The 21585-nt window shown below is 60.7% G+C and carries 22 protein-coding genes and 1 tRNA gene; 2 read left to right on the top strand and 21 right to left on the bottom strand.

Annotated features, from left to right (window positions below; all coding sequences use genetic code 11):
* Nucleotides 1-121: 121 nt before the first annotated feature.
* Nucleotides 122-1033, top strand: coding sequence for a DMT family transporter (locus BM317_RS03025; protein WP_060740910.1), 912 nt, complete (start codon nucleotides 122-124; stop codon nucleotides 1031-1033).
* A gap of 5 nt (nucleotides 1034-1038) precedes the next feature.
* Here the strand turns inward: BM317_RS03025 and BM317_RS03030 are convergent, their stop codons facing one another.
* The 6 genes from BM317_RS03030 to BM317_RS03055 are packed head-to-tail and all read right to left on the bottom strand — an operon-like array spanning nucleotide 1039 to nucleotide 7943.
* Nucleotides 1039-2454, bottom strand: coding sequence for an amidase (locus BM317_RS03030; RefSeq protein ID WP_092473038.1), 1416 nt, complete (start codon nucleotides 2452-2454; stop codon nucleotides 1039-1041).
* A gap of 2 nt (nucleotides 2455-2456) precedes the next feature.
* Nucleotides 2457-3797 (bottom strand): aspartate aminotransferase family protein, encoded by a 1341-nt coding sequence (locus BM317_RS03035; protein ID WP_092166431.1) that lies wholly within the window; start codon nucleotides 3795-3797, stop codon nucleotides 2457-2459.
* Nucleotides 3775-4899: an aminotransferase class III-fold pyridoxal phosphate-dependent enzyme gene (locus tag BM317_RS03040; protein WP_092473040.1), complete on the bottom strand. Its 1125-nt coding sequence runs from the start codon at nucleotides 4897-4899 to the stop codon at nucleotides 3775-3777. Before BM317_RS03040 ends, BM317_RS03035 begins: the two co-directional genes overlap by 23 nt.
* An 8-nt stretch (nucleotides 4900-4907) precedes the next feature.
* Nucleotides 4908-5789 carry a TauD/TfdA family dioxygenase gene (locus BM317_RS03045; RefSeq protein ID WP_092166419.1) on the bottom strand — a complete coding sequence of 294 codons (882 nt, stop codon included), beginning with the start codon at nucleotides 5787-5789 and terminating at the stop codon, nucleotides 4908-4910.
* Nucleotides 5764-7329, bottom strand: a complete 1566-nt coding sequence (locus BM317_RS03050; RefSeq protein ID WP_092473042.1) for an AMP-binding protein — start codon at nucleotides 7327-7329, stop codon at nucleotides 5764-5766. Before BM317_RS03050 ends, BM317_RS03045 begins: the two co-directional genes overlap by 26 nt.
* Nucleotides 7326-7943 carry a thermostable hemolysin gene (locus tag BM317_RS03055; protein ID WP_092473044.1) on the bottom strand — a complete coding sequence of 206 codons (618 nt, stop codon included), beginning with the start codon at nucleotides 7941-7943 and terminating at the stop codon, nucleotides 7326-7328. Before BM317_RS03055 ends, BM317_RS03050 begins: the two co-directional genes overlap by 4 nt.
* A gap of 170 nt (nucleotides 7944-8113) precedes the next feature.
* Between BM317_RS03055 and BM317_RS03060 the strand changes: the two genes are divergently transcribed.
* Nucleotides 8114-9049, top strand: coding sequence for a LysR family transcriptional regulator (locus BM317_RS03060; protein ID WP_092473046.1), 936 nt, complete (start codon nucleotides 8114-8116; stop codon nucleotides 9047-9049).
* A gap of 117 nt (nucleotides 9050-9166) precedes the next feature.
* On the opposite strand, the gene BM317_RS03065 is transcribed toward BM317_RS03060, so the two are convergent.
* The 15 genes from BM317_RS03065 to aspS all read right to left on the bottom strand — a co-directional run bounded on the left by BM317_RS03065 (nucleotide 9167) and on the right by aspS (nucleotide 21539).
* Nucleotides 9167-9242 (bottom strand) — tRNA-Lys (locus BM317_RS03065).
* 63 nt (nucleotides 9243-9305) lie between these two features.
* The gene (queC, locus tag BM317_RS03070; RefSeq protein ID WP_170842283.1) at nucleotides 9306-9980 is read right to left on the bottom strand and encodes a 7-cyano-7-deazaguanine synthase QueC; all 675 of its coding nucleotides are present in this window, start codon (nucleotides 9978-9980) and stop codon (nucleotides 9306-9308) included.
* A gap of 19 nt (nucleotides 9981-9999) precedes the next feature.
* Nucleotides 10000-10647, bottom strand: a complete 648-nt coding sequence (gene queE, locus BM317_RS03075; RefSeq protein WP_072348921.1) for a 7-carboxy-7-deazaguanine synthase QueE — start codon at nucleotides 10645-10647, stop codon at nucleotides 10000-10002.
* Between the two features lie 166 nt (nucleotides 10648-10813).
* Nucleotides 10814-11647: a tol-pal system protein YbgF gene (gene ybgF, locus BM317_RS03080; RefSeq protein WP_092166411.1), complete on the bottom strand. Its 834-nt coding sequence runs from the start codon at nucleotides 11645-11647 to the stop codon at nucleotides 10814-10816.
* A gap of 6 nt (nucleotides 11648-11653) precedes the next feature.
* On the bottom strand, nucleotides 11654-12151 hold the full coding sequence (gene pal, locus BM317_RS03085; RefSeq protein ID WP_003178634.1) for a peptidoglycan-associated lipoprotein Pal: 498 nt from the start codon (nucleotides 12149-12151) through the stop codon (nucleotides 11654-11656).
* Between the two features lie 52 nt (nucleotides 12152-12203).
* Nucleotides 12204-13484: a Tol-Pal system beta propeller repeat protein TolB gene (gene tolB, locus BM317_RS03090; RefSeq protein WP_163006904.1), complete on the bottom strand. Its 1281-nt coding sequence runs from the start codon at nucleotides 13482-13484 to the stop codon at nucleotides 12204-12206.
* A 17-nt stretch (nucleotides 13485-13501) separates the two neighbouring features.
* Nucleotides 13502-14578, bottom strand: coding sequence for a cell envelope integrity protein TolA (gene tolA, locus BM317_RS03095; protein ID WP_072408783.1), 1077 nt, complete (start codon nucleotides 14576-14578; stop codon nucleotides 13502-13504).
* Nucleotides 14578-15030, bottom strand: a complete 453-nt coding sequence (gene tolR, locus BM317_RS03100; protein ID WP_161798348.1) for a protein TolR — start codon at nucleotides 15028-15030, stop codon at nucleotides 14578-14580. The genes tolA and tolR overlap by 1 nt, the downstream gene beginning before the upstream one ends.
* Before the next feature lie 23 nt (nucleotides 15031-15053).
* The gene (tolQ, locus tag BM317_RS03105; protein WP_014339916.1) at nucleotides 15054-15749 is read right to left on the bottom strand and encodes a protein TolQ; all 696 of its coding nucleotides are present in this window, start codon (nucleotides 15747-15749) and stop codon (nucleotides 15054-15056) included.
* A complete protein-coding gene (ybgC, locus tag BM317_RS03110) occupies nucleotides 15739-16206 on the bottom strand; it encodes a tol-pal system-associated acyl-CoA thioesterase (protein WP_003205037.1) in 468 nt (155 codons plus the stop codon). Before ybgC ends, tolQ begins: the two co-directional genes overlap by 11 nt.
* Before the next feature lie 127 nt (nucleotides 16207-16333).
* Complete coding sequence (ruvB, locus tag BM317_RS03115; RefSeq protein ID WP_092166409.1) at nucleotides 16334-17395, bottom strand: Holliday junction branch migration DNA helicase RuvB; 1062 nt, start codon at nucleotides 17393-17395, stop codon at nucleotides 16334-16336.
* The gene (gene ruvA / locus BM317_RS03120; RefSeq protein ID WP_053124616.1) at nucleotides 17396-18004 is read right to left on the bottom strand and encodes a Holliday junction branch migration protein RuvA; all 609 of its coding nucleotides are present in this window, start codon (nucleotides 18002-18004) and stop codon (nucleotides 17396-17398) included.
* Nucleotides 18005-18118: 114 nt separating this feature from the next.
* Nucleotides 18119-18643, bottom strand: coding sequence for a crossover junction endodeoxyribonuclease RuvC (gene ruvC, locus BM317_RS03125; protein ID WP_014339919.1), 525 nt, complete (start codon nucleotides 18641-18643; stop codon nucleotides 18119-18121).
* Nucleotides 18644-18896: 253 nt separating this feature from the next.
* Nucleotides 18897-19643 (bottom strand): YebC/PmpR family DNA-binding transcriptional regulator, encoded by a 747-nt coding sequence (locus tag BM317_RS03130; RefSeq protein WP_018614256.1) that lies wholly within the window; start codon nucleotides 19641-19643, stop codon nucleotides 18897-18899.
* A 120-nt stretch (nucleotides 19644-19763) separates the two neighbouring features.
* On the bottom strand, nucleotides 19764-21539 hold the full coding sequence (gene aspS / locus BM317_RS03135) for an aspartate--tRNA ligase (RefSeq protein ID WP_092166408.1): 1776 nt from the start codon (nucleotides 21537-21539) through the stop codon (nucleotides 19764-19766).
* Between the last annotated feature and the right edge of the window lie 46 nt (nucleotides 21540-21585).

A 21585-nucleotide genomic window follows, 5' to 3' on the forward strand; every position in this document is an offset into this window, starting at 1 on the left:
AGACCGGCCACTCGCGCCCGGGGCTGCATTCGATGCAGCCCCGGTTTTGACAGTTCACCCATGACGGCAGACCGTTTTGCCCATCATGACGTTCCGATCCGCACACAGGAATAAGACCTTGATGAAAAACGTCGGTTTTGCCGCCGCTCACTGGGGCATGCTCATTTGGGCAATGCTGATCGCCTCGTCGTTCTTTGCCGCGGCCCAGGTCAGCCAGACGATCGACCCGATCCTGCTCACAGGCCTGCGGCTGCTGTTTTCCGCACTGATGTTCCTGCCGCTGCTGCTCCTGAAAAACACCTCGCCCATTTCCATCCGGGGCCTGCTGGCCCACGCCGTGCTCGGCCTGCTGTTGGCGACTTACTTTGGTTCGTTGTTCGAAGCGCTGCGCTACACCTCGGCGGTCAACACCGCGACGCTGTACACGCTGGTGCCCTTGATGACCTTGTTTTTCGAGGTATTCCTGCTGCCCAGTCCCAGCCTCAAGACCCGCCTGCTGCCCATGTTGGTGGCGGCAGTCGGCGCCGTGTTGCTGACGCTCAAGGGCTCGGCCCCGGGGCAAATGCCGGCGCTCTATCCAGTGCTGGTGTTCGGTGCCGGTTGCCTGGCGATGGCGTTGTATTCGCCGCTGAGCCAACGCTTCAAGGCAACAGCGTTGCAGGGCCGCGATCCGGTGGCGATGACGTTCTGGAACATGCTGTTCGGTTCGCTGTTCCTACTGGTGTTCTGCCTGATCAGTGGCGGATGGCGCAGCGGCCTGCAGTTGTCGACGCTGGACATCGGCTGGCTGGTGTACCTGGCCTTGTTCGGCACCCTCGCCACGTTCTGGTTGCTGCACCGGGCAATCGGGGTGATCTCGCCCTCCACGGTGATTTCCTACGTTTACCTCAACACCCTGTTCGTCACCCTGCTGAATTGGTTCTGGCTCAGGCAGCAACCGATGATGATCGAGATCATCGGCGCTGCGCTGGTGGGAGGCGGCATGCTGGCACTGGTGGTCAGCAGCCGTAACGCCAGAACCGTTACGGCTTGAGCCCCTCAGTACGTCGATACCGGGCGGGGCGAAACCGGGCTCCAGCGCTCCAGTTCCCGCTCAAGGAAAGCGGCCACCGCCAACAACCGTTCCTCTTGCCAGTGAGGCCCGACAATCTGAATGCCGATGGGCATCCCGGTGGCCGGGTCGACGCCGGCGCGGATCACCACCGCGGGTGAGCCGCTGAGACTGAACGGGAACACGAAGGCATACTGATCGCGGTCCTCCAGGGACGCCCCATGACGGAACGCGACATCCGGGAAGACCGGACAGATGAACAGATCGTGCTGCTTGAAGAACTTCGCCAACTGATAGCGGAAGGTATCGATCATGATCCAGTCGCGCTTGACTTCATCCACGCTCAATTCCACGGCCTCGCTCATGTCCAGCAACTGAGCGATCGCCGGGGTAAAGCTGCGTTTGTTCATGGACTCGAACAAACGCCGCCAGCCGCGTCCGGCGTCGGCGCCCGTGATGAACACCCGCCACAGGACATCGCAGGCTTCATCGAGCATCGGCGGCGCGACCTCGCTCACCTGCGTCACCACAGAGCTCAAGCACCGCTCGACCTGCTGCAACACCTGGCTCACCGCCGCGCTGACAGGGGTTCGGCTCGACGCCGAGAACAGCGCGATACGCAGGTCGGCCAGGGGCTCGCTGGCAGCGAACGGCACATCGACGGTGTCTGGGTCATGGCCGTCGGCACCGCTGATCAGCGGCCCGAGCAGCGCCAGGTCATCGACATAGCGCCCCATCACGCCAAAGGCCGAGGTCAGGTGAAACAGCCCGGAACGGTCATTGGGGAACTGGCCGGTCAAAGGCACCCGTCCCTGGGTCAGTTTCAGGCCGCAGATGCCATTGAAGTGCGCCGGGATCCGCACACTGCCGCAGGCATCGGACGCCAGCCCCGCGGGCGAACACCCGGCGGCGATGGCGGCCGCTTCACCGCCACTGCTGCCGCCCGCCGAGCGCAGCAGATCGTGGGGGTTGAGGGTGCGCCCGTAGATCAGGTTCTCGGTCTCGAAAGCCATGCACAGTTCCGGCACATTACTGATGCCCAGAATGATCGCGCCGGCCTGCCGAAGTCGGGCGACCGCCGTCGCATCTTCCTGGCTGACATCCCCCATCAGCTCCCCCACGCCGCGGGACATCTTGAATCCGCGAACATGGAGGACGTCTTTGACAGTGATGGGGATGCCATGCAGCGGACCGCTGATCTGGCCGATGCGCGCCATCTCGTCCGCCTCTCGGGCCTGGCGCCGCAGTTCCTCGACCGGCGCCAGTTGGATCAATGCATTGATCTGCCGGTTACGCTCGGCGATACGTTGCAGGTAAAACTCCAGCAACGTCACGCTGGTCAGCACGCCACGGCGCAGCAGGCCGGCCATTTCCCGCAACGTCAGCGTGTCGGGGTTGAACATACTCACGACGCCTCCTTGCTGCGCAACCACTTGTTGGGCAACTGATACATATTGCGCACCACCAGGGAAAACGCCTTCACCGCCAGTGCCGGACGTTGGTCGATGGCCTCCAGGGCCTCTTCGATCATCGCCAGCACATGCCGCAACGCTTCGGGTTCGATATTCAACGGCGGATAGAAGCGCAGCACCGGGCGTTCGGCCTTCTCATTCATCGAATGCCCGGCATGCACGCCACGCTTGCCCAACTCCATGCTCATCAAGGCTTCATAAACCGAGCCACGCAGGCGCAGCCCTGTCATCAAGCCGACACCCGGGACGTCTTCGACAATGTGCGGATAGCGCAGGGCCAACCGTTGCAGACCGTGGCGCAACACGCCGCCGTTGACCCGGGACAGCTCCACCAGGTTGTTTTGCTCGATGTAATCGATGGCCGCGAGCGCCGACGCGCATGCGACCGGATGCCCGCCGTTGGTGCGCGTATCCGGCTCGATATCACTGAGGGGGTACTGGGTGGCCAGGCGCTGGCTGTACATGGCACAGGCAAACGAGGTATAGCCGCCGGTCAAGCCCTTGGAGAGAATCATGATGTCGGGCACCACGTCATCGTATTGCACGGCGAACCATTTGCCGCAGCGACCGAAACCGGTCTGGATTTCATCGGCCACCAACAGGGTGCCGGTGGCGTCGCACAGGGCCCGGATGTTGGCCATGTAGCCCACCGGCGGCACCTGCAAATGGGCCCCGCCCAGAATCGGCTCGACGTACACCGCACACACGCCCTCGCCCACGGCCTTCTGCAACGCGGCGAAATCACCATAGGGCACGCAGGTCACGTCGGGAGGATCGATACCATAGCTGCCATGGTTCTGCTGCTGGCCCAGGATGCTCATCGCCGCCAGGGTCTTGCCGTGGTAGGAGCCGCTCATCACCACGATGCCACGCCGTTGGGGCTGGATCCGCAGCACATAGCGCAGGCTCTGCTCGACGGCCTCGGCCCCCGAGACCATGAATTGCACGTCGCCCCACTCCCCCGGCACCAACTGGCACAGTCGCTCGGACAAGGTGTCCTGCAGCGGATGACGCCGGCCTTCCGGCACCCAGGCCAGTTGATTCAATTGCGCCTGCACCCGCTCACGCACCATCGGGTTGCGATGCCCGACGATAAACACCCCGTAGCTGCACGCGCAGTCGATGAAGCGCTTGCCGGTGTGGTCAGTGACATGGATGCCATCGGTCTGCTGTTCGACAGTGGTCTTGCCAAGGCGATACAGCTTGGCCGCCGACGCACTCCAGTGGCGCTGGCAATCGTCCAGCAATTGTTCATGCGGCCTGAGTAAGGACATGGCTTAACGTCTCCTTGATGATGAGTGCGGCACGTTGGATCTGCTCGGGACGTGCAGTGATCGGGCAGCGCAAAATCACTTCGCGGCCACGGGGCGTACTGACATAGACCCCCTGCTGGTAAAGCGCCTCGCACAGCATGGACGGTTGCAGGTCGTCGGCCAGCGGCAAGCTGACCCAGGCACCGACGGCCACAGCCCCCAATGACGCCAGGGCTTGTGTCAGGTACTGGCCGTTTTCCTGACAGTGCCGGGGCGAGTCGTGGGCTTGCACGTAATCCAGCGCGGCCAGGGCTGCCACACAGGCCATGGGATTACCGGCAGTGGTGCTGCCGTGTTTGGCCGGGCTGCTGCGCCCATAGACCTGCCAGGCCATGTGTTCGCTGCAGGTATAGGTGCCGATGGGAATTGCACTGCCGCCCAGGGGCCCGCCGAGTACAACGATGTCCGGAATCGGACGATAACGCTGGAAGCCGAACAGCGAACCCAGGCTGCCAAGGCAACTGTGGGTATCGACCGCGATGACCGGTGCCGACGCTTTTGCCGCGCGAGCATGCAATTGCTCGATCAAATCGGCATCGAGCAACTGCAACCGGCCGTTTGCATCCGTGCGGGTATTGCTGTGGCACACCGCGAAGCAATCATTCCAGTCCACCGTGTCCAGGTCAGCCAGGTGACGGATCGCCACCCGCTTGAACCCCAGGAACGCCTGGACACCCAGGTCGCCCTGCGCGGCATTGAGGCAGCGCCCGTACGTCAGCGAACCGTAGTCGCCGCCCTGGATGAACACGATGGTGTTGCCCTTGGGCTTGAGCCCTTTGCACAACTTCAAGGCGCCCTCGAACGCTTCGTCGCCAGAGCTGCACACATAAGAGCTGGCCAGCGGGGCGGGCAGCAGTTCGGCCAGGCGTCGGCACAAGGCAATCAGCGGTTCGGACATCAGCACCCGATTGGACAGGCCCATGATCTCTGCCTGGCGGGTGACCGCCTCGATCACGGGCGGCACCTGGAAGCCAAACCCGCCGGTCAGGTCAATGATCTGCCGACCCTCGCCGTCGAGGTAGGTCTCGTACTGCCCGCCGATAATCTGTTTGTTGTTTTTCATGAATGCTCTCAGCGATAGCTCAAGGCGTTGAAAATGCGTCGACGCTCGTCGACGATGGTTTCCCGACCGTGCATGACCCGACGGTTATCGATCATCACCATGTCGTGGTCACGCCAGCCAACCGGGTAGGTGTATTGGGCGGAAACCTCAGCGATTTCAGCCAGGAATTCGGCAGGGATCGGCTGCCCGGCCACCGTGTCGATGACCGGCGCCTCGTAATTGAAGGAAGGGCCCAGAATGCTGTTGGCAAAGGCCGGACGTTGGCTGAAGGGGGACGTCAGGATCGCCGACGTGCTGAAGGCGTAATGGATCGAGTCATCGGCCGGGTTGAAGGCAATCAGGGTTTGCGGGTCATCACCGATGATCTGCAACAGATCTTCGATCACGACGGCTGCCGGATCCGACAACGTTGGCGAGTAATGACAGACCAGCCGGCGCCATTTCTCCCCCGCCACGGTGCGGCTGTAGCGAATCGGATTTTCTTCAAAGAACGTGCGGCAGACTGGGGACAGTTTCTCCAGCACCCGTTCGCCATCGCACAGGGTGGTTTGCGAACCCTTGCGCGGTGCTTCCTGGCAATAGAACCAGGTCATGTCCGGCCAGAACGGTGAGTTGCCATTTTCGCAGTGCAGGCCAACCGCCTGGCGCCCGGCGTCCACCAATTGCGCCGCGCCACCGACCATGACCCGGGCTGGGTCCAGGCTCAACCTCGAACTGTTTTGCTTCACGTAGGCACTGAAATCCTCGGCGTTGTGGATACAGTTGCGAAACAGTACGACGCCGTAATGCCCCAGCAACTCATACAACTCAGCCTTGCCCAGGCTGGCGAAGTGGCGCGACTCAACGATAGAGACGTCCGGGTTCTCAAAGTGAAAGGCAGGTGTGCTCATTGGATGCATTCCTTTGCAGCGTGGAAAAAGTCGTGGCGATATCGGCGCGTTTCGGCCGCCCCGTAACGGTGTAGAGTTGCTCAAGCAACGGGTCGTCCTGGGTCAACAACCAGAGCCGGTTCGGGCGTTCGATGTCAGAGAAGCGCCCCGCCGACCAGGCGAGCAGTTCATCGCGCGCCGGTGTCGACTCGACGCATAGCAACGCCACCAGACCGTGCTGCTCATCGAAAAACACCGCTGCGTCGCTCACGCCGGGGTATTTGCGATACTCCAGTTCAACCTGCTCGGGGCTGACGTTGCGGCCATTGGGCAGGCAGATCACGTTCTTCTTGCGCCCGTGCACATAGAGGTAGCCATCGGCATCCAGCGCGCCCAGGTCACCGGTGTCCATCCAGCCGTCGTCCGACATGGAACAGGCACTCGGGTCCGTGCCTGAGTAACCGCTGAACAGCGAGCTGCTCTTGACCTCGATGGTCTGGTCGGCGCCGATGCGCACCTGGACATGGGGCAACGGCTTGCCAACGCTGCCGAGACGCTGCTGTTCGAAGGTATTCACACTGACCACCGACGCGTTCTCCGAAAGCCCATAGCCCTGGTATACCTCAATGCCTTGCTCAGCCAGGCCACGCAGGGCATCGATACTCACCGCCGCGCCGCCGCAGGTGATATGCGCGCCCGATTGCAGGTAACGCGCCAGCCGCTCGCCCTGCTCGCCCCCTTCGTTCAATTGCTCCAGGAAACGATTGATCATGACCGGCGGCACCGTCAGGGCCGTTGGCTGGACTCGCAGGATCCAGTCGACCAGGCGCTGTGCCGACGCCCCTGGCTCGCCGAGCAACGGTTCGTCCGCCGGCAGGAAGTGCACGGTGCCGCCCGCCAGCAGCGGCAGATATGCGGCGGTGACTTGCTCAAGCAGCAGACTCAGGGGTACCAGCGACAGGTAACGGCGATGAGCACCGACCGGCATGCTCTGGCGCAGCGAGGCGAGCACCGTGCCGACCGCCTGGTTGCTCAGGCGCACACCCTTTGGCCGACTGGTGGTGCCCGAGGTGTGAATGATCTTGCAGATCCAGTCACCCTCGCCGTCCGGCAGCCGCAGCAAAGGCTGTTCGATCACCGGCTCGTTGAGGCGGCGCAGGCGACTGTCGGCAAAATTCAGCTTCCAGCGCTGCGCCAGCGTTCGCTGCCCTGCCGCATCCACCAGAAATCCATCGCAGCGTGATGCCAGGTGTTCGGCCTGGGATTGGCTGAACGCCAGTGGCAGCGGCAGTGCGGTGATCCCGGCGAACAGACAGGCCAGGTCGGCGACCAGCCAGTCGCTGCTGTTGCGCGTCGCAATCCCCAACACCACACGATCGCCATAGGCCGGCTCAGGGAAACGTCGCTGCAGCTCGGCTGCCAGGTTAAGGGCCCGGTGCTCCAGTTCGCCATAGGTCAGCGTCACCGACTCCGTGCCTGAATCCAACCAGTCCACCGCACAGACGGCCTGGCGATTGTCTTGCAACGCCCGTTGTAGCTGAGTGATAAACCCGCCGCTCATGGCTGCGCCCTCGCCATGACATCGCCGGGCAGTTGAGTGAATGAAGTATTGAGCGTCATGGCGGCGAAACGTGAACGTTGCGGGTCGACCCGGATGAAACCGGTGACGGGCAACTTGGCGTAATAGCTTCCCCAATTCTTGCCGCCGTCGTCGGCCAGGCGCGTTGGGTCTGCGGTCAGCAGGGGCTCGAAATCGATCTGGCAACTTTCCATCATTTGCCGGACGCGAGGTGTCACGGTGCACAACAGGTAATGCCCGCCCATGCACCAGGCCAACAACGGAATCATATTGACCAGGATCATTCCGGCCGTCAGGTGATGGGAGACCAGATTGCCGATTTCGACAATGTTCGAGCGCTCGATGGTTTTCTCGAAACGCTGGGACAAAATCTCGTCGATGGGCTGCGTCAGGTATTGCTCGGAAAACAGTATGCGGTGATCGGCAAAAGTAATACCGGCGCAGGCAAGAATACGATCCGCCGGATCCTGAGTAACCGCAAAGTACTGCGGATTCGGTTCAACCGAGGCCGAATAAGAACTTCGAAATTTATCCCTTACAACTTCTGTGGCTTGCACCCATAACGGTGTCTTAGTTTCTGCGACACGTATTTTCATATCGTCCTCCTCCGTCCATGTACAGGATTTCTAAAAAAGCGAGGCGAGCATATTGGGGAAATTTCCTACAGGCCATTTAAAAAATAAAATGCTTCCGCTAATATATAAATAAACGTCCCTGTCATAAAACCCGGGGATACTAGCCAACGGAATGCGCCAAGAAGGATCTTATGCTCAATAGTAATATGCTTAGAAAGCTGGATATGCAGGACTTGATGGTGTTTGTCGCGGTGTACGAGCAGAGCAGCGTCACCGAGGTGTCCGAAGCCCTGTGTGTCAGCCAGTCAACCGTAAGCTATTGCCTGAAGAAGCTGCGCACGAGCTTCGAAGATGAACTTTTTGTTAATACCCGTAGTGGCATGTTGCCGACAAGCAAAGCCACAGCCATGTACCCTCACATACTTAGTATCCTCAAGACAATAAACACATGCCACTCTGGTATTCCGGCATTCGATCCGACCCAGAAAGAGATAACCTTCAATGTCTGCGCACCGGAATACTTTGAACTCCTTATCCTACCTAAACTGGTCAAACGCTTTATTGGCAGCCGCTTCCCGGTCATCATTAATATCACTAAGTTTCACAGGGATATTCCAGCCGATGAGTTGATGGAGGGGCGCTTCGATCTGGTTATTTGTTTTGGCCCAAACTTCCATCGCGGCGTCAAGGGACTGCGCTCGCAAGTACTACTGGAAGATGAACTGGTTTGCGTGGTCGATAAGAACTTCACATTGGCGGAAGAGGCGTTCAACCTGGAAACGTTCGTCGCCTGCCAGCACGTTTTTCCGACACCCTGGACATCCGACACCAACATGATCGATGGATGGCTCGCCCGGCAAGGCTATAACCGCCAAATTGTCGCTCGAGCCAACAGCTACGTAGCGGCATTGAACATGATCGCCGGTACCGACTTCATCCTGACCTTGCCGCGACGCATTCAAGCGCTGACCTGCGACAAGAACACGTTCGGCCACCGTCGCCCACCGGCAGGCCTACCGAACTTCACGCTGGACATGATGTGGAGCGAAAAACCGAGCCAGGACAGCGCCAACAGCTGGTTTCGCGAACAGATCATCAAGGTTTGTGCCGAGGACGGCCTGCTTTGACCCACCAAGAATCGCTCGAGTCGTCGAGCGGTTCTGGTTCTGACTTTTCATCAGGCAAAAAAAAATCCGGAAATCCGCACTTTCGTGGGCCTTCCAGACTTTTAAAACAGCTAAAAATGGTGGGTCGTGTGGGATTCGAACCTACGACCAATTGGTTAAAAGCCAACTGCTCTACCAACTGAGCTAACGACCCGCTGTGTGGTGGCGCGTATAATACTGATTTCTAAGGACTATTCAACACTTAATTTGAAATAAATCAAAAATAACGGGTTGGATCGCTCACACCCGCCGCCGCGAAGCCTTCTGCACGCAGGCGGCAGCTGTCGCATTTGCCGCAAGCACGGCCCTGATCGTCGGCCTGATAGCAGGAAACGGTGAGTCCGTAGTCCACGCCAAGCTTCACGCCCGCCTTGACGATGTCGGCCTTGCTGAGATTCTGCAACGGCGCCTGGATGCGGAAACCCTGCCCTTCCACGCCGGCCTTGGTCGCCAGGTTGGCCATGCGCTCGAACGCTTCGACGAACTCCGGGCGGCAATCCGGATAGCCGGAGTAATCCACGGCATTGACGCCAATGAAAATGTCACGGGCGCCCAGCACTTCGGCCCAGCCCAACGCCAGGGACAGGAACACCGTGTTACGCGCAGGCACATAGGTCACCGGAATGCCCTCGCCAGGCGCCTCGGGCACGTCGATGGAACTGTCGGTCAGGGCCGAGCCACCGATGCCGTTGAGGTTCAGGCCTATCACTTTGTGTTCCACCACGCCCAAGTCCCGGGCAACCCGCTCTGCGGCCTGCAATTCAGCGCGGTGGCGCTGGCCATAGTCGAAACTCATGGTGTAGCAGCGGTAGCCTTCGGCACAGGCCATGGCCACGACCGTGGCCGAATCCAGGCCACCGGACAACAGGATGACCGCACGTTTTTCAGCCATGTTTGAATGTTCAGTCATCTCAGCGCCCCGGCTCGTCGTTCCAAAGATATTTATGCAGCTGCAGTTGCAGGCGCACCGGCAAGTTATCCGCCACCACCCAATCCGCCAGATCCCGGGCGCTCAAATCGTGATGGCTCGGCGACAACAACACTTCGCCGGCCCGCTGGTCGAGCCCGTACTGGATCAACTTGGACACGGCCCAGTCGTAATCCTCCCGCGAACAGATCACGAACTTGACCTGATCGTTGGGTGTCAGCAGTTCGATATTCTCATAGCGGTTGCGGTGCGCTTCCTTGGAGCCTGGGGTTTTCAGGTCCACGACGCGACTGACGCGCGGGTCGACGGCCGAGATATCCAAGGCGCCGCTGGTTTCCAGCGAAACCTCGTAACCGGCATCACATAGCTGCTTGAGCAAGGGGATGGCGTTGGGTTGCGCCAAGGGCTCGCCGCCCGTGACACAGACATAACGCGGACGATAACTGGCCACTTGCTCCAGGATATCGTCGAGAGTTCGCACGGTGCCGCCACTGAAGGCGTAGGCGCTGTCACAGTATTGGCAACGCAACGGACAACCGGTGAGGCGCACGAATACCGTGGGCAGCCCAGCCGTTCGCGTTTCACCCTGCAACGAGTGAAAAACTTCGGTGATTCTCAATGTGTCTTGCATAGTCGCCACGGGCGTAACAGCTAAACAGGCTGTCCGCCTCCGTCAGGCACTTCAAGGAACCCCGCCAACGCGCAGATCCCAAAAAGCGTGTTTCATAAAAAGGGCGTGAATTCTAACGAAAAAACCCGCGACAGGCGCGGGTTTCTTCAAAACAGATCAAACCGGCTTACATGCGTTGCAGATCACGCTGGGCCAACTGAGCGGCGGATGTACCCGGATATTGGGCCACCACCTGCTGCAGAATGCCTTTCACCTTGTCGGCGTGACCGAGGCGGCGCTCGACGTCAGCCAGCTTGTACAGCGAATCCGGCACCTTGGCATGCTTGGGATACAGCTGCGAAACCTTGGCGAACGCTTGGCCGGCACCTTGCAGGTCGCCCTTGGCCAGGTTCACTTCGCCCAGCCAGTATTGGGCATTGCCCGCGTACTGGCTGTTTGGGTATTTGCGCAGGAAAGCGGCAAAGGCCTGGCTGGCCTTGTCGAAATCCTTGGCCTTGATCAGGTCGAAGGCAGCATCGTAGTAGAGCTTTTCCTTCGCCGGATCAGCCGGCTCGCCACCGGCGGCAGGTGCTGCTGGAGCAGCTGCCCCCGCGCCTGCGGCTGCACCGGGGGCGTTCAAGTCGCCACCGGCTGGAGAATTCTCAGGAGTCGCGGCAGGTGCAACGCCGGATCCTATGCGCCGATCAAGATCCTGGTATCGCTCCAGGCTTTCCTGCTTCATGCGCGAAATATCATTTTGCAGTTCTTCGATCACACCCTGTTGGCGCGAGATCTGATCCTGCATTTGCTGCAGTTGGTTGAACAGCTGGCCCTGTGCCGAGACAGGGGCCGAAACCCCTCCCCCGGCATAGGCGCCGCTCGTACCGTAACCTGCAGGCGGATAGCTGCTCCCGCTATTGTTATAGCCGGCATCGTTATCGACCACAGGAACCGCAGCCCACGCCGCAAGCGGCGCGAGGCTGAGAGCCAGAACAGTTACAGCACGACGGCACGTTCGCATGACGAATTACTTACGCAGTTCGACGCGACGGTTTTGAGCCCAGGACTGCTCGTCGTTGCCGGTGGCAACTGGACGCTCTTCGCCGTAGGAAACCAGTTCCAGCTGAGCTGGGGAAACACCTTGCAGTACCAGGTAGCGCTGAACGGCTTTCGCACGACGCTCGCCCAGTGCCATGTTGTACTCACGAGTACCACGTTCGTCGGTGTTGCCTTCCAGAACAACGCGAGCGCCGTTCGCTTTCAGGTCCTTGGCGTGAACGTCCAGAGCGCGCATGGCTTCTGGCTTCAGGTCCGAGCTGTCGTATTCGAAGTAGAAGGTGGTGATTGCGCGCAGAGCAGCTTCTTCGCTCAGGGAGCCGTCAACTGCACCAGTGTTAGCGCCGTAACCAGCGTTTGGATCAACAGCGCCTTCACCGGCATTGTCGCCGCCTTTGGACGAGCAACCTACAGCTACAGCCATGGCCAGAGCCAGCGCAGCAAATTTACCAAACTTCAGCATTTCCATCGTGAAACTCCTAATGAACCCCAGTGTGTTAAGTAAAACGTATTGCGCCGCGTCAGTTCAGGTAAGGGGACCAGGACGGTTCTCTGACTTCGCCTTGTGCGGTAGGAAGCGGGAGCCTCACGCGTCCATTAATGGACACGAGCATCAAGACTCCCCGGCCCTGCTGGCGGGTGGCGTAGATTACCATGGTGCCGTTGGGCGCAACAGTGGGTGACTCGTCCAGAGTGCTATCAGTGAGGATTTTTACACTTCCGCGCTGCAAATCCTGGGCCGCCACCTTGAAATTGGTGAAACCGTCCTGGCGATGGATCATCACCAGGGTCTTTTCGTCCGCCGACAGTTTAGGGTTGGCGTTGTAGTTACCGACGAAAGTCACGCGCTCGGCACCGCCGCCACCGGCGCTGGTCTTGTAGATCTGAGGCTTGCCGCCACGGTCGGAGGTGAAGTAGATGGTCGAGCCATCCTTGCCCCAGAAAGGCTCGGTGTTGATGCCCGGGCCGTTGGTGACGCGGGAGATCGAGCGCGAAGCCAGGTTCATCACATAGATGTCCGGGTTACCGTCCTTGGACAGCACGAACGCCAGGCGCGAACCGTCCGGCGACCAGGCTGGCGCGCCGTTCAGGCCTTCGAAGTTGGTGATCTGCTCACGACGACCGGTGTCGATGTGCTGCACGAAAATACGCGGACGCTTCTGCTCGAACGAGACATAGGCGATGCGCTTGCCATCGGGGGCAAAGCGCGGCGACAGGATCGGCTCGCGCGATTGCAGCAGAGTCACCGCACGGGCGCCGTCATAGTCGGAACGCTGCAGGGTGTAGCGGGTGTTGTTCTCGGAGAAACGCTCGGCCGTCACGTAGAGCATGCGAGTGGAGAACGCGCCCTTGATACCGGTGAGTTTCTCGAACGACTGGTCGGCGATGTAGTGCGCCATGTCGCGCAGTTGATCGACGCTGCCCGACACGCTGCCGGTCAGCACTTGCTGCTCGGTGGCGACGTTGAACAGGGCGTACTGCACCTGCAGGCGACCGCCGGCCGGAACGATGCTGCCGACCATGATGTACTGGGCGCCCAGGGCCTTCCAGTCACGGTAGATGACTTCGCTGGCCTGGGTTGGCAGGCTGATCATGTTCTGTTTCGGAATCGGCGCGTAGTAACCCGAGTTGCGCAGGTCGTTGCCGATGATTTCCGCCATGTCGTCCGGCAGGACGTTACCGCCCTGCCAGCCGAACGGTACGACGGCGATCGGGGTGGCCCGGTCGCTGCCGCTGGTGACCAGGATGTTCTTTTCCTCTGCTACCGCTATCCCTGCCAGGCAGCAGATAACGACCAGCATTGATCGAAGAAGGTTTCTCACAAGGCTAGATCCTCAGGTGTGAATGTCATCTTGAATGAACGATAGGGAGCAAAGTCGCTCGGTTTCATTCCTTGCATTTCCGTCAAACGCCCAATGTTCTTGACCGCTGCGACCGCCGAAGCGTCGAACGGACCGTCACCGCTGGACTTGGCGACGCTGACCGAGGTAACCGTACCGTCGGGCAACATGCCGATTTGCAATACTACCGTCATGCCTTTGCGCGCCGAAGGTGGGCGAGCCCAACCTTCCGCCGCCCGGGCGCGAATCAGATCATCGTAGCTGCCGGCAACCTCATCACCCTGCTCATCGGCCAAGGCCTGCTGGCGCTCCGGCGTGTCGGAAAGCAAATCTGCCAAGGCCTGGGCCTTTTTGTCTTCGGCGGACTTACGCGCTGCGTCCTGGGCCTTTTTCTTGGCGGCGTCGGCGGCGGCTTTCTTCTTCGCGTCTTCGGCGACTTTCTTTTTCGCCTCTTCAGCTTCAGCTTTTTTCTTGGCGTCTTCGGCCGCTTTCTTCTTGGCGTCCTCGACGATCTTTTTCTTCGCTTCTTCAGCGGCCGCTTTCTTGGCCTCTTCTTCAGCGGCTTTCTTGGCTTCTTCTTCGGCTTTCTTCTTGGCTATATCAGCCAATTGTTTCTCTTCTGCCTTTTTGGCCTCGGCTTTCTTCGCGTCGTCGGCTTTCTTGGCTTCATCAGCCTTTTTCGCCTCGTCCGCTTTTTTCGCCTCATCGGCCTTCTTGGCTTCCTCGGCCTTTTGAGCCGCTTCCTCTTTCTTTTGTTCCGCGGCCTTTATCGCTTCCTGCTCGACCTTCTTCTGTTCCATCTGCTCGACTTCAGTCTGGCGCGCGGCGGATTTCTTCGCCTCACCGGCAAGCTTCTGGTTCGTCTGGGTCGTCGCCTGGCTTTTCGACTTGAGCTGGTACAACGTCGCCTGCACGATCGGCTTGGCCGGCGGCAACTCCGGGGTCATGGCAAAACTGACGAACAGCATGCCGAACACCAGCACATGCAGGCCGATGGCCAGGACACTGGGCCAGAAGTAGCTTTCCGAGGCGGACGGCTCTCGCTGTTGCTGCATCAGGGGGCCTCGGTGATCAAGCCAACATTACCGACCCCGGCTTTCTGCAGGCCGCCCATGGCGCCCATCACGGCACCGTAGTCGACGGTCTTGTCGCCACGAATGAAGACCTGGGTGCGCTTGCCGGCATCGTTGCCGACGCGAATGATCTTGGTCACCGCATCGGTCATCTGCGGCAAGGTCATGGCCCGGTCCTGCTGCTTCTCGGTGTCCACTTCACTGCCAAGGTTCCAGTAGTAGGTCTTGTCAGCCTTGATCGAAATGGTCAGTACCTGGGTGTTGTTGTCCTGCGGCAAGGCTTCGCTGGAAACCTTGGGCAGATCGACCTTCACGCCCTGATTGAGCATCGGCGCGGTCACCATGAAGATGACCAGCAGCACCAACATCACGTCGATGTAGGGCACCACGTTCATCTCGGCGACCGGCTTGCGCTTTTTTCGGGCTCGAGCGATTAAAGCCATTGGGAAATACCTGCTTATTCTTCGCTGGTGTGCACTTTACGGTGCAGGATCGCCTGGAATTCATCGGCGAAGGTGTAGTAACGGCCAGTCAGCATCTCGCTGCGGGCGGCGAAGCGGTTGTAGGCGATAACGGCCGGGATGGCCGCGAACAGACCGATGGCGGTGGCGATCAGTGCCTCGGCGATGCCCGGGGCCACGGTGGCGAGGGTCGCTTGCTGGGCGGAAGCCAGGCCACGGAAGGAGTTCATGATCCCCCACACGGTACCGAACAGACCGATGTACGGGCTGACCGAGCCAACGGTGGCCAGGAACGACAGGCCCTGCTCGAGCTTTTCTTCCTCGCGGGAAATGGCGACGCGCATGGCACGGGCCACACCTTCCATCACCGCCTCAGGGTCGACGCCCGGCTGCTGGCGCAGGCGAGAGAACTCCTTGAAGCCGGCACGGAAGATCTGCTCGACGCCCGAGTCCGGGTCCGGGTTGCTGCCGGCCTGGCGATAGAGCTTGGACAGGTCGATGCCGGACCAGAAGCGCTCTTCGAAGCTCTCCAGGGCGCGACGACCGGCACGCAGCATGTTGCTGCGCTGAAAGATCATGATCCATGAGGTCACCGATGCGGCTACCAGGGTCAGCATTACCAGTTGCACCACGACGCTGGCATTGCTGACCAGGCTCCACATGGAGGAATGGTCGACGACGTTAGCTTCCACGCTTTATCTCCTGCTCTGAGTGTGTACCCGCGCCGCTCACGCCGGCAAAGGCCGCACGTAGAGCTTCGGGAATGGCCCGGGGTTTCAAACTATGGGTGCGCACACAGGCCACCAAAAACTGCCCTTCGCAGAGCAGCACGTTATCCGTAGCCCGCCTGACCTGCTGCTTGAAGCGCAGGCTGACACGGTTCAATTCGATGACATCGGCACTTACCACCAGTTCGTCGTCCAGTCGCGCCGGCGCGTGGTAACGCGCTTCGCTGGAATGCACGACGAATAACAGGTCCTCCCCTGCCAGCGCGGATTGGGCAAAACCCAGTTCCCGCAGCCGTTCGGTTCGAGCCCGTTCCATAAACTTGAGGTAATTGACGTAGTAGACGATGCCGCCAGCATCGGTGTCCTCGTAATAAACGCGACAGCGATGTGCGAACGACTCCAGCCCGTTTTGCGCGCGCATACTCTAGTGCTTACTCCTCAGGTTGCCAATCGGCCAGGCAACTGTTTTTTCATTCTCGAACGCATTGACGCTCCAGGCGTCGTCTGGGACAGCACGAACCGGAAAAAAGTCGGCGTACAGAGCTCGTTCAATCGTCCACGGCATCGAGGAATTCGTCTACCACCGGCATCTCGCCCATTCGTGTCGGGATGTTTAAGCCAAAGTGCAGATAAGCATGACGGGTCACCACGCGCCCGCGAGGCGTGCGCATGATGTAGCCCTGTTGGATCAGGTACGGTTCCAGCACATCTTCAATGGTGTGGCGCTCTTCGCTGATGGCCGCCGCCAGGCTGTCCACGCCCACCGGGCCACCGTCGAACTTCTCGATCATGGTCAGCAGCAGGCGCCGGTCCTGGTGGTCGAAACCACGCTCGTCGATGTCCAGCAGGTTCAGCGCCAGGTCGGCAATCGGCTTGGTGATGTGGCCCTTGGCCCGGACTTCGGCAAAATCCCGGACCCGGCGCAACAAGCGGTTGGCGATCCGCGGCGTCCCCCGGGCACGCCGGGCGATCTCATAAGCACCGTCCGGGTCCAGCGGCAAGCCGAGGATACCCGCCGAGCGGCTGACAATCGTCGCCAGGTCGGCGTTGTTGTAGAACTCCAGGCGCTGGACGATACCGAAACGGTCCCGCAGCGGGTTGGTCAGCATGCCGGCACGAGTGGTGGCGCCCACCAGGGTGAAGGGCGGCAGGTCCAGCTTGATGGAGCGCGCCGCCGGCCCTTCGCCAATCATGATGTCGAGCTGGAAATCTTCCATGGCCGGGTACAGCACTTCCTCGACGATCGGCGACAACCGATGGATTTCGTCGATGAAGAGTACGTCATGGGGCTCAAGGTTGGTCAGCAACGCCGCCAGGTCGCCCGGCCGTTCAAGCACCGGCCCCGACGTGCTCTTGATCGAGACGCCCATTTCCTGGGCAATGATGTTGGCCAGGGTGGTCTTGCCCAGGCCCGGCGGGCCGAAGATCAAGGTGTGGTCCAGCGACTCGCTGCGCCCACGGGCCGCCTGGATGAACAGCTCCATCTGCTCGCGCACGGTCGGTTGGCCGATGTAGTCGGCCAGGCTGACAGGACGAATCGCGCGGTCCTGGATTTCCTCGCGGTCACGGGGTACGCCCGTGGCGGCGATCAGACGGTCAGCTTCAATCACTTAAATCATTCCCTTCAGGGCACGGCGAATCATGTCTTCGGTACTCAGGCCTTTTTCCTTGATGGCGGAAATCGCCTTGCTGGCCTCCTGCGGCTTGTAGCCCAGGGAGATCAGCGCGGTGACTGCATCGTTTTCGGCGCTGACCGCCGGCACCGGCGCGTCCGGCTGGTTCGGCACCAAGGCGAACATCGCCGGCACCGCCTCCCAGGCCTTGAAGCGGTCCTTGAGTTCGACCAGCAGGCGCTCGGCGGTTTTCTTGCCCACCCCAGGCACCTTGGTCAGCGCCGAGGTGTCCTGGGACTGCACGCAGCGCACCAGTTCGTCGACTTCCAGGCTCGACATCAAGGCCAGGGCCAATTTCGGGCCGACGCCATTGAGACGGATCAACTCGCGGAAGAAATCCCGCTCGCGCTTGCCGACGAAACCATAGAGTAACTGCGCATCCTCGCGCACGACCAAATGGGTGTGCAGGGTCAGCGGCTCGCCGACCGACGGCAAGCGATACAGCGTGGTCATGGGCACTTCCAGCTCATAACCCAGGCCATTTACATCCAGAATCAGGTGCGGCGGCTGTTTTTCAGCCAGGGTGCCGCGCAAGCGTCCAATCACGTTTCAGATCCTTGGGTGTTGGCCAGCCCGCGGGCTGGCGAGTAACAGCCCGGGCAGGAAGGCCGACGACACAGGCGCAAGATGCTCGGGCTCACGAAGATTGCGCTGATGCTATCAGAGACGCAGGCGCCCGCCACGACTGCGTGCAGTCCCCAGGCCATGAGGCAACAGACTGGAACGGGTATGGGCATGGCAAATGGCGATGGCCAGGGCGTCGGAGGCGTCGATTTGCGGCTTGCTGACCAGTTTCAACAGGTGCATCACCATCATTTGCACCTGCTCCTTGTTCGCCGCCCCTGTGCCGACGACCGCCTGCTTGACCTGGGTCGCGGTGTACTCGGCGATCTCCAGGTTTTCCTCGGCGCCAGCCACGATGGCCGCGCCCCGGGCCTGCCCCAGCTTCAGGGCCGAATCGGCGTTGCGCGCCATGAAGACCCGCTCGATGCCCATGGTCACCGGGCCATAGGTCTGGATGACTTCGCGCACGCCGCGATAAACGATCTGCAAGCGCTCATGCAGCTCCCCCGCACCGGTGCGGATGCAACCAGAGGCGACGTACACGCAGCCGCGCCCGGTATCGCGAACCACACCATAGCCGGTGATGCGCGAACCAGGGTCGATACCAAGGATTAAAGTCATAGCGCCTGCGAAGAGTAATACGGTTACAAGTGAGGATACAGTAAGGGCTTAACCCAATGCCGGTCGCACAATAGATAAGGTCGAGCAATATGCCTGTGGCGAGGGGATTTATCCCCGCTGGGTCGCGCAGCGACCCCAAGTCCGGCAGCTCGGTGTACCAGACAGATTGAGTTGACTATTGGGGCTGCTACGCAGCCCAACGGGGATAAATCCCCTCGCCACAGGGTTCCGCTTGACGGATCACACTTGTGGATCAGCCCAGCTGTTCAGCCACCGACTCCGGAATATCGGCGTTGGAATAAACGTTCTGAACGTCATCCAGGTCTTCCAGCATGTCGATCAGCTTGAGCACCTTCTCGGCGCCTTCCAGGTCCAGTTCGGCACTGGTGGTCGGCTGCATGACGATTTCCGCGTCGGCGGGCTTGAAACCGGCCGCCTCCAGGGCATTGCGCACGGCATAGAAGCTGGCGAACGACGTGAACACGTCGAACGAGCCGTCTTCATGGCTGACCACGTCATCGGCGTCGGCCTCCAGGGCCGCTTCCGTCAGGGCATCTTCATCGAGGCCCGGGGCGAAGCTGATTTGACCCTTGCGCTCGAACAGATAGGCCACCGAGCCATCGGTGCCCAGGTTGCCACCACATTTGCTGAACGCGTGACGCACGGCGGCTGCGGTACGGTTGCGGTTGTCGGTCATGCATTCGACCATCACCGCCACGCCGCCCGGGCCATACCCTTCGTAAGTCAGTTCTTCAACGTTGTCGGCCTCGGTCGCACCCGCGCCACGGGCGATGGCCCGGTCGATGATGTCGCGGCTCATGTTGGCACCCAAGGCCTTGTCCAGGGCCAGGCGCAGACGCGGGTTGGAACCGGGATCGCCGCCACCCTGGCGGGCCGCGACCGTCAGCTCACGGATCCACTTGGTGAAGATCTTGCCTCTCTTGGCATCCTGACGTTCTTTGCGGTGCTTGATGTTCGCCCACTTGGAATGACCTGCCATAACTCGCTCCGTTTCTCTTTGGAACATTGCCCGCCCTGCGCGTGGGCAGTGGCCGGCAATCAGAAATATCGACCCCAATGAAAAGGCGCATCCGAAGATGCGCCCTCTCAGGTGCCAGCCTTACTCAGCCTTTGGCTGTTCACGCAGACGGATGTGCAACTCGCGCAACGCCTTGGCGTCCACCACGCCCGGCGCCTGGGTCATGACATCGGCCGCGCTCTGGGTTTTCGGGAACGCGATCACTTCACGGATCGACTGGGCGCCGGTCATCAACATCACCAGGCGGTCCAGGCCGAAGGCCAGGCCACCATGGGGCGGTGCACCGTACTTCAGCGCGTCCAGCAGGAAGCCGAACTTCTCTTCCTGCTCGGCTTCGTCGATGCCCAGCAGGCGGAACACCGCCTGTTGCATTTCCTTGCGATGGATACGGATCGAACCGCCACCCAGCTCGGTACCGTTCAGGACCATGTCGTAGGCGCGCGACAGAGCGGTGGCCGGGTTGGCCTCCAGCTCTTGCGGCGAGCACTTCGGCGCGGTGAACGGGTGGTGCAGCGCGGAGAAGCTGCCGTCGTCGTTTTCTTCGAACATCGGGAAGTCAACGACCCACATCGGCGCCCACTCGCACGTCAGCAGATTCAGGTCGTGGCCCAGCTTGATGCGCAGCGCGCCCAGGGCTTCGCTGACAATCTTGGCCTTGTCGGCGCCGAAGAACACGATGTCGCCGTCAACCGCACCCACGCGATCGAGGATCACATTGAGGTTGGCTTCCGGAATGTTCTTCACGATGGGCGATTGCAGGCCGTCGACACCGGCGGCGCGCTCGTTGACCTTGATGTACGCCAGGCCCTTGGCACCGTAGATACCGACGAACTTGGTGTAATCGTCGATCTGCTTGCGCGGCATGCTGGCGCCGCCTGGAACACGCAGGGCCGCGATACGGCATTTCGGGTCGTTGGCCGGGCCGCTGAACACCTTGAACTCGACGTCCTTGAGCTGATCGGCCACGTCCACCAGTTCCAGCGGGTTGCGCAGGTCCGGTTTGTCGGAACCGTAGCGGCGCATGGCCTCTTCGAACGTCATGTGCGGGAACTCGCCGAATTCCAGACCCAACACTTCCTTGAACAGGTTGCGGATCATGCCTTCGGTCAGGCCCATGATGTCTTTTTCGTCGAGGAAGCTGGTCTCGATGTCGATCTGAGTGAACTCAGGCTGACGGTCGGCACGCAGGTCTTCGTCGCGGAAGCACTTGGCGATCTGGTAGTAGCGATCGAACCCGGCCACCATCAGCAGTTGCTTGAACAGCTGTGGCGACTGCGGCAGGGCAAAGAAGCTGCCGGGGTGGGTACGGCTCGGCACCAGGTAGTCGCGGGCGCCTTCCGGCGTGGCGCGGGTCAGGATCGGCGTCTCGACGTCGAGGAAGCCGTTTTCGTCCAGGTAACGACGGATGCTGGTGGTCATGCGCGAACGCAGGCGCAGCTTCTCGGCCATTTCCGGGCGACGCAGGTCGATGAAGCGGTAGCGCAGGCGGGTTTCCTCGCCCACGTCGGAGTATTCGTTGAGTGGGAACGGCGGGGTTTCCGACTCGTTGAGCACTTCCAGCTCGTAGCCCAGCACTTCGATCATGCCCGACGCCATGTTGGCGTTGCCGGCGCCGGCCGGGCGCAAGCGCACCTTGCCGGTGATCTTGACGACGTATTCGCTGCGCACGCGGTCGGCGGTGGCGAAGGTTTCAGCGCGGTCCGGATCGAACACCACCTGGGCCAGGCCTTCACGATCACGGATATCGAGGAAAATCACCCCGCCATGGTCACGGCGACGATGGACCCATCCGCAAAGAGTAACTTCCTGACCTTCCAGGCTTTCGTTCAGTTGGCCGCAATAATGGCTGCGCATCATGGTAGTGGTTTCACTTCTCGTAATTCGACATTCGGTTGGAGGCCCT

The organism is Pseudomonas sp. NFACC24-1, from assembly GCF_900115235.1.
GTDB classification, from domain to species: Bacteria; Pseudomonadota; Gammaproteobacteria; order Pseudomonadales; family Pseudomonadaceae; genus Aquipseudomonas; species Aquipseudomonas fluorescens_AA.